The sequence below is a fragment of the Arthrobacter sp. NPDC057013 genome, from assembly GCF_042674585.1.
Taxonomy (GTDB): domain Bacteria; phylum Actinomycetota; class Actinomycetes; order Actinomycetales; family Micrococcaceae; genus Arthrobacter.
This window is the reverse complement of sequence record NZ_JBHUSE010000027.1, coordinates 32,153-44,249: the sequence shown is the minus strand read 5'-3', so window position 1 is coordinate 44,249 and position 12,097 is coordinate 32,153. Positions and strand designations below refer to the sequence as shown.

The following is a 12,097-nucleotide window of genomic DNA, read 5'->3' as shown; positions in this document are numbered from 1 at the left end:
CCTGCCGCCCTACCCGGCCAGCCTCTGGCACTGTAGCGGCACGCGCTTGGACGGGGGGCGAATGGCAGCGTGCGGGCGGGAACCGAAATGGCGCTCCGCCGGCGGGGCGGCCAACTCCTTCACGTGCCCCATCCCGGCGTACTCACGAACGGCGGCAATACCCTCAACCGCGGCGGCTTTGCTGGGAAAGGGGCGGGACACGGCCATCACGGTGCCGTCCGGGGCGGTGAGCTGGAACCTGAATGAAGCCTCTGCGTCAATGAAGAGTTCGAACATGCCAGCCATTTAGCCCTCCTGGATCCGGGAACACGGCGTCCGGGACACCGTCGTCGCCGGAAGCAGCTGAGGTTTCTCTCCTTACCGCTCCCGCGGGTGAGCCGGGGCCGTAATTGAGGAATTTATGAAATTGTGAACTACTCGCGCGCTCTTGGCAAGGCCTGCCCGCGGCCCGCTGCCGTGCCTTCGCGTCCCTGGAGGGCTTCCCGGCAAAAATCCACCGCGCTCCTCTAAGACAGACCGTTCTGTCTCTATACTTGGGTCTGTACGCCGTGGGGGCAGCAGTTTGGCGGACCGGGCAAGCTCCGGCTGCAACATTTGGCAAGCAAGACCTGTCTAGGAACACTGAAGGGATCCATAATGGGTGATATGCCCGACGGCGTGATCCACACTGAGGTCAAGGCGGACCTGTTCAAGTCCATGGGCCATCCTGCACGCATCCTGGTCCTGGAGATGCTGGTCAGCGGCCCCGTGACGGTGAGCAACCTGCGGGACTGCACCGGCCTTGAAGCCTCAAACCTTTCCCAGCACCTCGGCATCCTGCGGCGCCAGCGGCTGATCGTTCCGTCCCGGAAGGACGGCCGGCTGTTCTACGAGCTGACGTCTCCCGAAGTACGTGAGGTCCTGGAAGCGGCCCGCGGCCTGCTGGGCACCATCCTCGACGGCGGCATGCGGCAGCAGGACGGCGGATCTGACGGCGGCACACCCGGCGCGGCGCCGGCGACTGCCCTTACACCGGCGGCACGGACCGCAGGCTAGCGCGGGCAAGCCCTGGTCGGGTTCGTTCTTAGGCGGACCCGGCTTTTAGGCGGGGTCCACGACGGCGGCAGGTGCTGAATGCCCGAAAAGCCAGGCTGCGACGTCGCTCCTCAGGACAACGTGCGGGCTGCCTGTTCCGCTGACGCTGCCGGCCGGAACGTAGTAGCCGCGGCCGCCGCCCGGACCGCCGGCAGCGCGGTCCAGCGCCTCCACGATCCTGCGGCTCAAGTGCCCCTGCGGGCCTGTGGCGTGGATTTCCTCAAGCTCGGCCGCGGTGAGCCGTCCCAGTACAGCAGCGATGTCGGCCACGATCGTTCCCCTTTTTCAAACGTTTGCCTGAATAGACACTTTTGCCTGAAGTGCAAGGCTAGTGGATTGCGATTAACTGCGGGTGAAATCCGGGCGGCCATTTTGCGTCCAGCCCTCGCCTCGTTGGAGTTTTTGTCCAGATATCGCGGGCAAAAGTGCCTTTAGCGGCCGATATCTGGACAAAAACTCGGTGGGCCGTCTGCGGAACACGCTGCTTAGTACAGGAAGATGTCGATCCACGCCCTGTTGTGCGCGTGGAGCAGCACCAGGAACAGCACGAAGTCGAAAAGCAGGTGAACGCTGACGATGTACGACAGGGACTTGGTGGCGGTGAAAATGCGGGCCTGCAGCAGGGCGAAGGGGTAGATGAAGAACGGCGCCCAGGCCTTGAACCCCAGTTCCCACAGGAAGGAGGTGAACAGCACGGCCTGCAGCACGTTGGCCTGCCAGTCGGGCAGGTGCCGGCGCAGCAGCGCGAAGCAGGTGCAGATGAAGAACAGCTCATCCCAGATGCCCAGGGCGTTGGTGCCGACGAAAAGCCGCGCGATGCCCTCGGGGTCATGCACGGCGGGCCAGTTCGTGTAGACACCGGTCCGGATCATATAGACAGGCAGCAGGGCGTAGCCAATGACCACGACGGCGGGCAGGTACCATTTCTCCGCACGCGTCCATTTCTGCCCGGTCCGGACCGGAAAGACCACCGCATGCTCTTTGGTCACGAACCGCGAGACGGCGTACGGGATGCCCACGGCAGCGATCATGGCCGATCCCATCACGAGCATGTGGGACGTGCTGACGTCGGTGGTGATCGGCACGGCACTGATGATGGCCACACCGGCCGCAACCAGCGCGAGGTCGTGGAACAGCACGCGGTCCACCAGCGCGGCGACCACGAGCGCCGCGGCCAGCAGGGCATAGCCCGGCAGGCTCTGGTCCAGCCCGAACAGGACAAAGCCGGCCAGCGAGACCATGGCTGCCGGGACAACGCGCAGGGACGTCCCCTTCACGGTGCGTTCCCCGGTCAGCCCGGCGCTCACCGGTGCCTGAACTCCGGCTGGCGCTTCTCCGCGAAAGCAGCCATGCCTTCCTTCTGGTCCTCCGAGGCGAAGAGGGAATGGAACAGGCGGCGTTCAAACAGCACGCCCTGTGCCAGCCCCGTCTCGAAGGCCGCGTTCACGGCTTCCTTGGCCAGCATGGCGGCTGGCTTCGACTTTGACGCGATGACCTCCGCGGCCTTCAGCGCCTCCTCCACGGTGTCCGCGGCGGGCACCACCCGTGCCACCAGGCCTGAGCGTTCTGCCTCGTCCGCGTCGATGAACCGGCCGGTGAGGATCATGTCCATCGCCTTGGCCTTGCCCACCGCGCGGGTAAGCCGCTGGGAGCCGCCCATGCCCGGCACAACGCCGAGGTTGATCTCGGGCTGGCCGAATTTGGCGTTGTCGCCCGCGATGATGAAGTCGCACATCATGGCCAGCTCGCAGCCGCCGCCCAGCGCGAAGCCGGACACGGCCGCAATCAGCGGAATGCGCAGCCGGGTGAGGTCCTCCCATCCGCGGAACCAGTCGGCGTCGTACATCTCCAGGTAGCCCTTGTCCGCCATCTCCTTAATGTCGGCGCCCGCGGCGAAGGCCTTGCCCGAGCCGGTGATCACGACGGCGCCAACGCCGGGATCGGTGTCCATGGCCGAAACCGCGGACACGAGTTCCTCCAGGGTGGCCCGGTCCAGGGCGTTCAGCGCCTCGGGCCTGTTCAGGGTGACGAGGCCAACGCGCCCGCGCCGCTCCACCAGAATGTTCCCGTACTCGTGCGTCATCCATGCCCCTCACGTGGTTGGTGCGTCCAGAAAAGTCAGTGCGTCCTGAAACTAAGCCTACTGTCCTGACTTGTCCCTGATGTCGGTGATGATGCCGGAGAAGTCCCGGCCGGCCCCGCCTTCCGCGGCAAAGGCGTCGTAGATCTCGGAGGCCAGCGGGCCCATCCGGGCGGCGACGCCGGTGGACCGCAGGGCGTTCAGTGCAAGCCGGAGGTCCTTGGCCATGAGTGCTCCGGCGAAGCCCGGCTGATAGTCACGGTTGGCCGGGCTGGTGGGCACCGGCCCGGGGACCGGGCAGTTCGTGGTGAGCGCCCAGCACTGCCCCGACGCCGCTGACGCGACGTCGAAGAGAGCCTGGTGCGTCAGTCCCAGCTTCTCCCCGAGCACGAACGCCTCGCTGACGGCGATCATCGAGACGCCCAGGATGAGGTTGTTGCAGACCTTCGCGGCCTGGCCGGCGCCGTGCTCTCCGCACAGCACCGCGCGCTTGCCCATGACGTCGAACAGCGGCCGCACCGTCTCGAAGTCCTCCGGCAGCGCGCCCACCATGAATGTCAGCGTGCCGGCCTCTGCGCCCACCACTCCGCCGGAAACCGGCGCGTCCACGGAGCGGTGACCGGCGTCGAGGGCGAGCCGGGCCGCTTCCCGCGCCTCGTCGACGTTGATGGTGGAGCAGTCCAGGAACATGGTGTTCGGCGCGGCGGCGGCCAGCAGTCCGGGCTCCCCGTTCGCGCCCCGGTACGCGTCCAGCACGTGCTGCCCGCTCGGGAACATGGTGAGCACCACGTCTGCTCCCGGAATGGTTTCCGCGGCGCTCGCGGCGGTGGGGATGCCGTGCTCGCGCGCGGCATCCAGCGCGGCGGGCACCACATCAAAGCCGATGACCTCATAGCCTGCCTTGACCAGGTTGACCGCCATGGGACCGCCCATGTGGCCGAGCCCCAGGAAGGCTATGCGCGGCTTCGCTCCTTCAGGCCGGGTTTCCTCGGGCACGGTTGCTTCTTCAGGCATGGTCCGACTCCCTTTCCCACAGCACCAGTTCCCGGTCCCCCAACGGCGCAAAGTACCGCTCGACGTCGTCCGCGTGCACTTCCTGCAGCGTGGCCGGCCGCCACCGGGGATTGCGGTCCTTGTCCACCACCTGCGCCCGGATCCCCTCGCGGAAATCCGGTCCGGCCAGGCAATGCAGCCCCACCCGGTACTCCTCGGCCAGGACCTGGTCGAGCGACAGCCCGCGCGACCTGCGCAGCGACGCCAGGGTCACCTTGACTGAGGTGGGCGACTTCGCCTCGATGGTGTCGGCTGCCGCCGCGGCCTCCCCGCCCGCGGCGCGCAGCCGCCGGACGATCTCCTCGGCGTCGTCGGATGCATAGCAGGCGTCAATCCAGTCCCGCTGCGCCTCCAGCGCCGAGGCCGGCGGCTTTTCGGCAAAGCGTACGACGGCGGCTTCCGCACTCTCGTTTTCCAGCGCCGCTGCAAGGTCGGCGAGGCTGCCCGACGGGACAAAGTGGTCCGCCAGCCCCAGGAACAGCGCATCCGCACCCGTCAGATGGGCACCGGTGAGGGCGGCATGGGTGCCTGCCTCCCCGGGTGAGCGTGACAGCAGAAGTGTGCCGCCGACGTCGGGCACGAACCCGATGGTGGTCTCCGGCATCCCGGTCCGCGTCCGCTCGGTGACGACCCGAAGGGAGCCGTGCGCGGAGATGCCCACGCCGCCGCCCAGCACCAGGCCGTCCATGAACGCCACGTAGGGCTTGGGGAATTTCTCGATGAGCGAGTTCAGCCGGTATTCGTCCGCCCAGAAGCCGGCCGTTTCGTCGCCGCCGGCGAGAATGTCCCGGTAGATGGCCACAATATCCCCGCCCGCGCACAGTCCGCGGTCGCCGGCGCCCCGGACGAGCACCGTGGCCACGGTGTCATCGTCCGCCCAGGCGCTGAGCTGCTTCAGGACGGCGGTGACCATGGCGGCCGTGAGCGCGTTGACTGCCTTGGGCCGGTTGAGCGTCACCACCCCCAGCTTGCCCCGCTGTTCGAACAGCACCTCTTGTTCAGCAGGTTCAGTCATCAGCTTCCTTCCGGCATGATGAAGCTGGCGCCCTGCCGGATACCGGAGGGCCAGCGCGAGGTCACGGTCTTGGTCTTGGTGTAGAAGCGGAAGGAGTCGGCGCCGTGCTGGTTGAGGTCGCCGAACCCTGACGCTTTCCAGCCGCCGAAGGTGTAGTAGGCAATGGGCACCGGAATGGGCACGTTGATGCCCACCATGCCCACCTGCACCCGGCTGGCGAAGTCCCGGGCGGCATCCCCGTCACGGGTGAAGATGGCCACACCGTTGCCGAACTCGTTCTCGCTGCAGAGCCGCAGGGCCTCGTCGTAGTCGGACGCGCGGACGACGCTGAGCACGGGGCCGAAGATCTCCTCGCGGTAGATTTTCATGTCCTTGGTGACGTTGTCGAACAGCGTGGGGCCAACCCAGAAGCCGCCGTCGTACCCGTCCACGGACAGGCCGCGGCCGTCCACCAGGAGTGAGGCTCCCTCCTCCTCTCCGGACTTGATGTAGCCCTCGATGCGCTCCTTGGCGGCCGGGGTCACCACCGGCCCGAAGTCGGAGTCCTTGGCCGTGCTGTGGCCGACCTTCAGTGATTTGATCCGCTCCTGCAGCCGTGCCACAAGCTTGTTCGCCGTCTCCTCCCCCACGGGGACTGCCACGGAAACTGCCATGCAGCGTTCGCCGGCCGACCCGTAGCCGGCCCCGATCAGTGCATCCGCGGCCATGTCCAGGTCCGCGTCAGGCATGATCACCATGTGGTTCTTGGCGCCGCCGAAGCACTGCGCCCGCTTGCCGTGGGCCGCCGCCGTCGCGTAGATGTACTGCGCAATAGGGGTGGAACCCACGAAGCCGATCGCCTTGACGCGGTCATCCTCGAGCAGCGCGTCCACGGCCTCCTTGTCGCCGTTGACCACGTTGAAGACGCCGTCCGGCACCCCCGCCTCGGAGTAGAGCTCGGCCAGCCTCAGCGGCACGGAAGGATCGCGTTCGGACGGCTTGAGGATGAAGGCGTTGCCGGCCGCGAGCGCCGGGCCGGACTTCCACAACGGGATCATGGCAGGAAAATTGAACGGCGTAATGCCGGCAACAACTCCCAGCGGCTGGCGCATGGAGTGCACGTCGATGCCCGCGCCGGCGTCGTCGGAGAACTCGCCCTTGAGCAGGTGCGGGGCGCCGGCCGCGAACTCCACCACCTCGATGCCGCGCTGGATGTCGCCCCGGGCATCGGCGAGGGTCTTCCCGTGCTCCGATGACAGGAGTGCCGCGAGCTCGTCCATGTTTTCGTTGACGAGATCCACGAACTTGAGCAGGATGCGGCCGCGCCGCTGGGCGTTCATGGCCCCCCACTCCGGCTGGGCCTTCTCGGCGTTCGCGACCGCGTTGCGGACTTCCTCCGCGGACGCGAGCGGCACCTTGGCCTGGACCCCGCCGGTGCAGGGATCAAACACGTCGCCGTACCGGCCGGACGTGCCGTCGACCCGCCGGCCGCCAATGTAGTGGGAGAGTTCGCGAACCATGGATGCTCCTTTGCATGACCCCGGTCATCTTTGCTGCTGAATCTACTCGGACTTCCTACTAATTTCCAGAGTCCCTCAGACGGCGTTGGAAGCTGTGCTGAGTTGCCGCCGTCGGAGGGCACTTTGGGGCGCAAACGGTGCTTCCGGGCGTCGAATCCCGGCGTGTCCCGCGCCAAACTGCCCCGTTTCGGCCGCGGTTCACACAGTGCCGCAGCGCCGTCCGCCGGGAGTCCCATCCGCGGCCAAGTTCGGTAAGTTAGGACTGTGAAGATAGCTACCTGGAATGTGAACTCGCTGCGTGCCCGTGCCGACCGTGTGGAGGCGTGGCTGCAGCGCTCCGATTGTGACGTCCTGGCCATTCAGGAAACCAAGTGCAAGGACGACAACTTTCCGTGGGAGCTCTTCGAGCGCATGGGCTACGAGGTGGCGCACTTCGGCGTCAACCAGTGGAACGGTGTGGCCATCGCCTCGCGTGTTGGCCTGGAGGACGTCGAACGCGGTTTCACTGACCAGCCGCACTTCGGCAAGGCCGGCAAGGATCCGGTCCAGGAAGCCCGCGCCATGGCGGCAACCTGCGGTGGAGTCAGGGTGTGGAGCCTCTACGTGCCCAACGGCCGCTCCCTCGACGACGAGCACATGCCCTACAAACTCAAGTGGCTGGATTCCCTGAAGAACCACGCTGCCACTTGGATCTCCGAGGACCCGTCCAAGCAGGTCGCACTGATGGGCGACTGGAACATCGCCCCCACGGACGACGACGTGTGGGACATCGACCTGTTCCTCACCCAGCGCTACACCCATGTCAGCGAACCGGAGCGCGCCGCGTTCCGCGCCTTCGAGTCCGTGGGCTACTCCGACGTCGTGCGCCCCTACACCCCGGGCCCGGGCGTCTACACCTACTGGGACTACACGCAGCTGCGCTTCCCCAAGAAGGAGGGCATGCGGATCGACTTCGTGCTCGCCTCGCCGGCGCTCGCGTCCCGGGTTTCCGGCGCGTCCATCGACCGCGAGGAACGCAAGGGCAAGGGCGCATCTGACCACGCACCGGTGATTGTGGAACTGACCGACTGATGGAGGCTCACGGCTGATGACAGGCAGGGATTCATGACGGGCAACCTCTACCGGGGCCAGGCCGGGCTCCCGTTTTCCTCCACGCTGCGTGTTTATGAGCCGCTGGACGCGTTTCCCGAGGATCAGCGCGCCGCCATCAAGTCAGCCGGTGAGCGGGCGGTATCCCGCGCCGCAGTCGAAAACGCTGAGCTGCTGGCCTCCCTGGGCCGGATCACCCGGGCCGGCGGCGATCCGTTCCCCACCGGACGGACGGACCTGGTGCGCGTCACCCGCGCCCCGGGCGTCCCCGTGGAGGAAAACGGCAAGGAAGGTTCGGGGGAAGAAACGGCCGACGGCGTCGCGCTGCTTTACTGCCCCAGCCAACTGGTGCTTCGGGCCGGGTTGGCGGCAAACGCGCTGATAGAAGGCATTCACGGACCCCTCGCCGAGCTGCTGATCCCCGAGGAACAGCGGGACAGGCACCAGGAACGCATTGATCTGGTCAATGCCCGCGACGGCATCACCAGGGTGCACACCCGTGCCTCCACGTGGGGCATCCCCTTCAGCTGGTTTTCGCTCTTCCTCGAGTCCGATCCGCAGGACGTCGTCGAGGCCGGCGGCCGGATCCTTACGGTGCGGGTATGGACACCGATCTCCGATGCCCTCGACCGGGTGCGTTACGCCGTGGCGAACCTGGCCCTCGCGGCGCCGGACCTGGACATGCTGGACGACCTCACGCAGCTCACCGAATGGCTGGAGCTCTTCCACGCGGACTCCATGGTGGAGCTGGACTACGGCGCCGTGGCGGACAAGGTCTACCCGGACGACTCCCCCATGGACGTGCGGCTGGGCATCGAATGCCTCGCGGAGGGGGACATGACAGGCGCTGCCGCCGCCTACCGCCGGCTTGCCTCGCGCTGGATCCCGATCCGCCAGCTGGCCAGAGCCTCCTAACCGGCAGGGGCACCCGGCGTGCCCGCGGGGAAGGTACGCTGCTAAACGGACCGGGGCGGCGCCGTCGTACGCCTGACTATGAGGCGGTGCGGTGCGACGGAGGACTGCACCGAACCGGTGATCCCGAGGAGTTCGTCGAGCAGCATCTTGGTGCCAAGCTCAGCCTGCTCGTCGGGCCGCTGCCCCACCGTGGTGAGGCCGATGGCGTCCGAAAAATCGTGGTCGTCGATGCCGATCACCGACAGGTCCTCGGGCACACGAACGCCCACCCGGTTCGCTTCGAAGATGACCCCCATGGCCATTTCATCGGACGCGCAAAAGATGGCGGTCGGTTTGGCGCCGGGCTGGGCCCACAGCCGCCGGAATGCCTCCTGGCCGCTGCGGACGGTGAAGTCCCCCCATTCGTCCCATTCGGGCCGGACTTCCAGGCCCGCGGCCGCCATGACGTCCTGGAAGGCCAGGATGCGGACCCGGGGAACGTCGAAGTTGAGGTCCGTTTCGTCGTCACCGTGCAGCAGTGCGATGTCCCGGTGGCCGAGCCCGATCAGGTGCTTGACCGCGGTGGACGCTGCGGCGTAGTCATCGATGCCGATGTAGGCGCATTCCTCGACATGGCCGCCCACCACCACCAGCGGAATGTCGATCTTCTGCAGGTGGTCCAGCTCGTCCCGCGTGAGCGCCATACACAGCACCAAGAGGGCGTCGATCTGCTTGTAGACCATGGTCTTGCTGAAGAGCCGCTCGCGGTGGCTGCCGTGTCCGCCGAGGTTGAACAGGGAAAGGTTGTATTGCCGGGCGTGCAGCTCGCGGTCCGCCCCCTCGATGGCCTTCGAGAAAAACCACCGGCTCACAAAAGGCGCCAGCACGCCAATGGTTTTGGTGCGCCCGGTGGCAAGGCCGGACGCCGACGACGACGCCACATAGCCGAGGGCCGTGGCTACCTCCAGGATTTTCTGCCGGGTGGCCGGGGAGACGCGGGGCAGGCCGCGGACGGCCCGTGAGACGGTTGCTGTGGATACACCCGCGGCCGCTGCCACGTCTTCGATACTGACACCTGAGTGGCCACCGCGCTGTGCCCTTTCACTAGTGCGCGCCACGATGTCCTCTCTAACTCCTCATGCAGATGCCCGCCATGCTGTTTGCGCGGCGGCAAGAATCCATTTTAGTCCCGCCGGTTTCACCGGCGGCGCGTGGCCGTCCGCGCGGGAAGTCGCCTGCGGAGCCTGACCATGCCATACAGTGCCAGCAGTGTGGCCAGCAATCCCAGCGCCCACCAGAGCGCGGGCTGCGCAGTCACTTCCATCCAAACGGTGACCACGAGCAGCACCACAGCCCAGAAGCCGAGGAATCCGATGATGATGTCGAAGTCCTCGCCGGAGCGGACGCGCTTGGGCGCGGCCTGCCCGGGCTTCCCGTTCTGTGGTGCTGCTCCGTGCGTCACTTGACAGCGCCCGCCGTCAGGCCGGCAACAATCTTGCGCTGGAACACCAGCACCAGGATGACCAGCGGGATGGTGACGATGGTGCCGGCTGCCATGATGGCCGTGTACGGGACCTGGTTTGGCTGGGCCCCGGCGAAGTTGGCGATGGCCACCGTAACCGGCTGGGTCGCGTCGCTGGACAGCTGGCTGGCGATCAGGAATTCATTCCACGAGGAGATGAACGCCAGGATCGCGGTGGTGAAGATGGCCGGTGCGGCAAGGGGCATGATGACCTTGCGGAAGGCCTGCCCCTGCGTGCAGCCGTCCACCCGGGCCGACTCCTCCAGCTCCCACGGCATCTCCCGGAAGAAGGAGGTCATGGTGTAGACGGTCAGCGGCAGGACGAACGAAATGTTCGGGATGATCAGCGCCTGGTAGGTGCCCATCCAGCCGATGTTGGTGAACAGCTGGAACAGCGGGGTGATCAGGGCAACGCCGGGGAACATGGACGCTCCGAGGATGAAGCCGAGCACCAGGAACTTGAACCTGAAGTTCAGCCGCGCGAGCGCGTACGCCGCGAAAACACCGATGACCAGCGACACGAGCGTGACGACGCCGCCGATGAAAACACTGTTCAGCAGGGCCTGGCCGAACCGGTTGCCGAACGAGGTGTCGAACGCGGTGTTGAAGTTGTCCAGCGTGACATGGCTGGGCAGGATCGAGGTGTCGTAGGTGAAGCCCACCTCGCGGAACGCCGTCACTACCATCCAGTACGCCGGTGCGAGGCACCAGATCAGGATGATGGCGGCGCTGATGTAGGTCCTGCCCTGTGCCCACCTTTCCTTGTTCTGCGCCTTGCGGCGGCCTCTGTCCTGCTCCGCGCGCAGGCTGGTGGCGGAGGTGGTCGCGGCGGTCATTTCTTCCCCTTACCTGTGGCGCCGCTCTGTTCAACAACATTTGCGCCGAGGAACCGGACAAAGATGAACGCGACAAGAAAGATGATGATGAAGGTGATGGTGGACAACGCCGCGGCCGCGTTAAACCCTTGTCTGATCTGGTTGATCACCAGGATTGACAGGGTGGTGGTGTTGTTCGCGCCGCCCGTCAGGATGTACGGGAGGTCGAACATGCGCAGCGCATCCAGGGTACGGAAGAGGATGGCCACCATCAGGGCCGGCTTCACCAGCGGCAGCGTGATCAGCCGGAACCGCTGCCAGGCGGACGCACCGTCCACCTTGGCGGCCTCGTAGACCTCGGCCGGGATCATCTGGAGTCCGGCGAGGATCAGCAGGGCCATGAACGGGGTTGTCTTCCAGACATCCGCGATGACCACTGCCCACTTCGCCGGCCATTCGCTGCCGGTCCACAGGATCGTGGTGTTGAACAGCTTGTTGGCGATTCCCTCGAAGGCGAAGATGAAGAACCACAGCTTTGCGGTGACGGCGGTGGGGATGGCCCACGGCACCAGCACTGCAGCGCGGACCATGCTCCGGCCCTTGAAGGTGCGGGCCATGATCATTGCCATCCAGAATCCCAGGACGGTCTCGAAGGCCACGGTAACGACGGTGAAGAAGAAGGTTGTTGCCGTGGCGGACCAGAACTGCGAACCGAGCGTGCCTGGCGGGCAGGCCACCGAGCCGCCATCCGGGGTGGCGCACTGCTGGGCGATCCAGTTGACGTAGTTCTGGACGCCGGCCGGGCCGCCGGCCGTGAACAGGCCGGTGGCAGGGTCAAGGCCGGCGTCCTTTTGGAAGGACATCACGATTGCGCTGATGATCGGGTACACGATCACCACGGCAAGGGCGATGATGGTCGGGGCCAGGAGCCATGAGGCCCACTTGCCCTGACTGAGAATCTTGTTGTCCTCACCCACGCCCTTGGGGCCGTGGTGGACCGGGGTGCCGCCCGACGCCGGTGCCTTGACCGGCGTCGAGCCTACTTCGGTTGCCATG

The 12,097-nt window shown here is 66.4% G+C and carries 14 protein-coding genes; 3 read left to right on the top strand and 11 right to left on the bottom strand.

Annotation, left to right across the window (positions count from 1 at the left end):
• Positions 1 to 9: 9 nt before the first annotated feature.
• Positions 10 to 285: a YegP family protein gene (locus ACFTSA_RS22625; protein WP_377954213.1), complete on the bottom strand. Its 276-nt coding sequence runs from the start codon at positions 283 to 285 to the stop codon at positions 10 to 12.
• A 351-nt stretch (positions 286 to 636) separates the two neighbouring features.
• On the opposite strand from ACFTSA_RS22625, the gene ACFTSA_RS22620 reads away from it, so the two are divergent.
• A complete protein-coding gene (locus ACFTSA_RS22620) occupies positions 637 to 1,035 on the top strand; it encodes an ArsR/SmtB family transcription factor (RefSeq protein ID WP_377954212.1) in 399 nt (132 codons plus the stop codon).
• Between the two features lie 45 nt (positions 1,036 to 1,080).
• On the opposite strand, the gene ACFTSA_RS22615 is transcribed toward ACFTSA_RS22620, so the two are convergent.
• From ACFTSA_RS22615 to ACFTSA_RS22590, 6 genes are all read right to left on the bottom strand, one after another.
• Positions 1,081 to 1,344 carry a hypothetical protein gene (locus ACFTSA_RS22615; protein WP_377954210.1) on the bottom strand — a complete coding sequence of 88 codons (264 nt, stop codon included), beginning with the start codon at positions 1,342 to 1,344 and terminating at the stop codon, positions 1,081 to 1,083.
• Between the two features lie 215 nt (positions 1,345 to 1,559).
• Positions 1,560 to 2,315, bottom strand: coding sequence for a type II CAAX prenyl endopeptidase Rce1 family protein (locus tag ACFTSA_RS22610; RefSeq protein WP_377954248.1), 756 nt, complete (start codon positions 2,313 to 2,315; stop codon positions 1,560 to 1,562).
• A gap of 62 nt (positions 2,316 to 2,377) precedes the next feature.
• On the bottom strand, positions 2,378 to 3,157 hold the full coding sequence (locus tag ACFTSA_RS22605) for an enoyl-CoA hydratase (RefSeq protein ID WP_377954209.1): 780 nt from the start codon (positions 3,155 to 3,157) through the stop codon (positions 2,378 to 2,380).
• A gap of 57 nt (positions 3,158 to 3,214) precedes the next feature.
• On the bottom strand, positions 3,215 to 4,168 hold the full coding sequence (gene mmsB, locus ACFTSA_RS22600) for a 3-hydroxyisobutyrate dehydrogenase (RefSeq protein ID WP_377954207.1): 954 nt from the start codon (positions 4,166 to 4,168) through the stop codon (positions 3,215 to 3,217).
• Positions 4,161 to 5,222 carry an enoyl-CoA hydratase/isomerase family protein gene (locus ACFTSA_RS22595; protein WP_377954206.1) on the bottom strand — a complete coding sequence of 354 codons (1,062 nt, stop codon included), beginning with the start codon at positions 5,220 to 5,222 and terminating at the stop codon, positions 4,161 to 4,163. The genes mmsB and ACFTSA_RS22595 overlap by 8 nt, the downstream gene beginning before the upstream one ends.
• The gene (locus ACFTSA_RS22590) at positions 5,222 to 6,721 is read right to left on the bottom strand and encodes a CoA-acylating methylmalonate-semialdehyde dehydrogenase (RefSeq protein WP_377954205.1); all 1,500 of its coding nucleotides are present in this window, start codon (positions 6,719 to 6,721) and stop codon (positions 5,222 to 5,224) included. Before ACFTSA_RS22590 ends, ACFTSA_RS22595 begins: the two co-directional genes overlap by 1 nt.
• Before the next feature lie 264 nt (positions 6,722 to 6,985).
• Here ACFTSA_RS22590 and ACFTSA_RS22585 point away from each other — a divergent pair, with 264 nt between their 5' ends.
• Together ACFTSA_RS22585 and ACFTSA_RS22580 are read left to right on the top strand one after the other, a co-directional pair.
• The gene (locus ACFTSA_RS22585; protein ID WP_377954203.1) at positions 6,986 to 7,792 is read left to right on the top strand and encodes an exodeoxyribonuclease III; all 807 of its coding nucleotides are present in this window, start codon (positions 6,986 to 6,988) and stop codon (positions 7,790 to 7,792) included.
• 33 nt (positions 7,793 to 7,825) lie between these two features.
• A complete protein-coding gene (locus tag ACFTSA_RS22580) occupies positions 7,826 to 8,725 on the top strand; it encodes a hypothetical protein (RefSeq protein ID WP_377954202.1) in 900 nt (299 codons plus the stop codon).
• A 41-nt stretch (positions 8,726 to 8,766) separates the two neighbouring features.
• On the opposite strand, the gene ACFTSA_RS22575 is transcribed toward ACFTSA_RS22580, so the two are convergent.
• From ACFTSA_RS22575 to ACFTSA_RS22560, 4 genes are all read right to left on the bottom strand, one after another.
• Entirely contained in the window at positions 8,767 to 9,822 is a 1,056-nt protein-coding gene (locus ACFTSA_RS22575) for a LacI family DNA-binding transcriptional regulator (protein WP_377954201.1), read from the bottom strand.
• A gap of 80 nt (positions 9,823 to 9,902) precedes the next feature.
• Positions 9,903 to 10,166 carry a hypothetical protein gene (locus tag ACFTSA_RS22570; protein ID WP_377954200.1) on the bottom strand — a complete coding sequence of 88 codons (264 nt, stop codon included), beginning with the start codon at positions 10,164 to 10,166 and terminating at the stop codon, positions 9,903 to 9,905.
• Complete coding sequence (locus ACFTSA_RS22565) at positions 10,163 to 11,062, bottom strand: carbohydrate ABC transporter permease (protein ID WP_377954199.1); 900 nt, start codon at positions 11,060 to 11,062, stop codon at positions 10,163 to 10,165. The genes ACFTSA_RS22570 and ACFTSA_RS22565 overlap by 4 nt, the downstream gene beginning before the upstream one ends.
• A complete protein-coding gene (locus ACFTSA_RS22560; protein WP_377954197.1) occupies positions 11,059 to 12,096 on the bottom strand; it encodes a carbohydrate ABC transporter permease in 1,038 nt (345 codons plus the stop codon). Before ACFTSA_RS22560 ends, ACFTSA_RS22565 begins: the two co-directional genes overlap by 4 nt.
• Position 12,097: the final 1 nt, after the last annotated feature.

Excerpts from the sequence above, each read along its gene's own strand:
- ACFTSA_RS22590 (WP_377954205.1), bottom strand. The coding sequence starts at position 6,721 with ATGGTTCGCGAACTCTCCCACTACATTGGCGGCCGGCGGGTCGACGGC.
- ACFTSA_RS22560 (WP_377954197.1), bottom strand. The coding sequence starts at position 12,096 with ATGGCAACCGAAGTAGGCTCGACGCCGGTCAAGGCACCGGCGTCGGGC.
- ACFTSA_RS22565 (WP_377954199.1), bottom strand. The coding sequence starts at position 11,062 with ATGACCGCCGCGACCACCTCCGCCACCAGCCTGCGCGCGGAGCAGGAC.
- ACFTSA_RS22625 (WP_377954213.1), bottom strand. The coding sequence starts at position 285 with ATGGCTGGCATGTTCGAACTCTTCATTGACGCAGAGGCTTCATTCAGG.
- ACFTSA_RS22620 (WP_377954212.1), top strand. The coding sequence starts at position 637 with ATGGGTGATATGCCCGACGGCGTGATCCACACTGAGGTCAAGGCGGAC.
- mmsB (WP_377954207.1), bottom strand. The coding sequence starts at position 4,168 with ATGCCTGAAGAAGCAACCGTGCCCGAGGAAACCCGGCCTGAAGGAGCG.
- ACFTSA_RS22595 (WP_377954206.1), bottom strand. The coding sequence starts at position 5,222 with ATGACTGAACCTGCTGAACAAGAGGTGCTGTTCGAACAGCGGGGCAAG.
- ACFTSA_RS22610 (WP_377954248.1), bottom strand. The coding sequence starts at position 2,315 with ATGGTCTCGCTGGCCGGCTTTGTCCTGTTCGGGCTGGACCAGAGCCTG.
- ACFTSA_RS22605 (WP_377954209.1), bottom strand. The coding sequence starts at position 3,157 with ATGACGCACGAGTACGGGAACATTCTGGTGGAGCGGCGCGGGCGCGTT.
- ACFTSA_RS22580 (WP_377954202.1), top strand. The coding sequence starts at position 7,826 with ATGACGGGCAACCTCTACCGGGGCCAGGCCGGGCTCCCGTTTTCCTCC.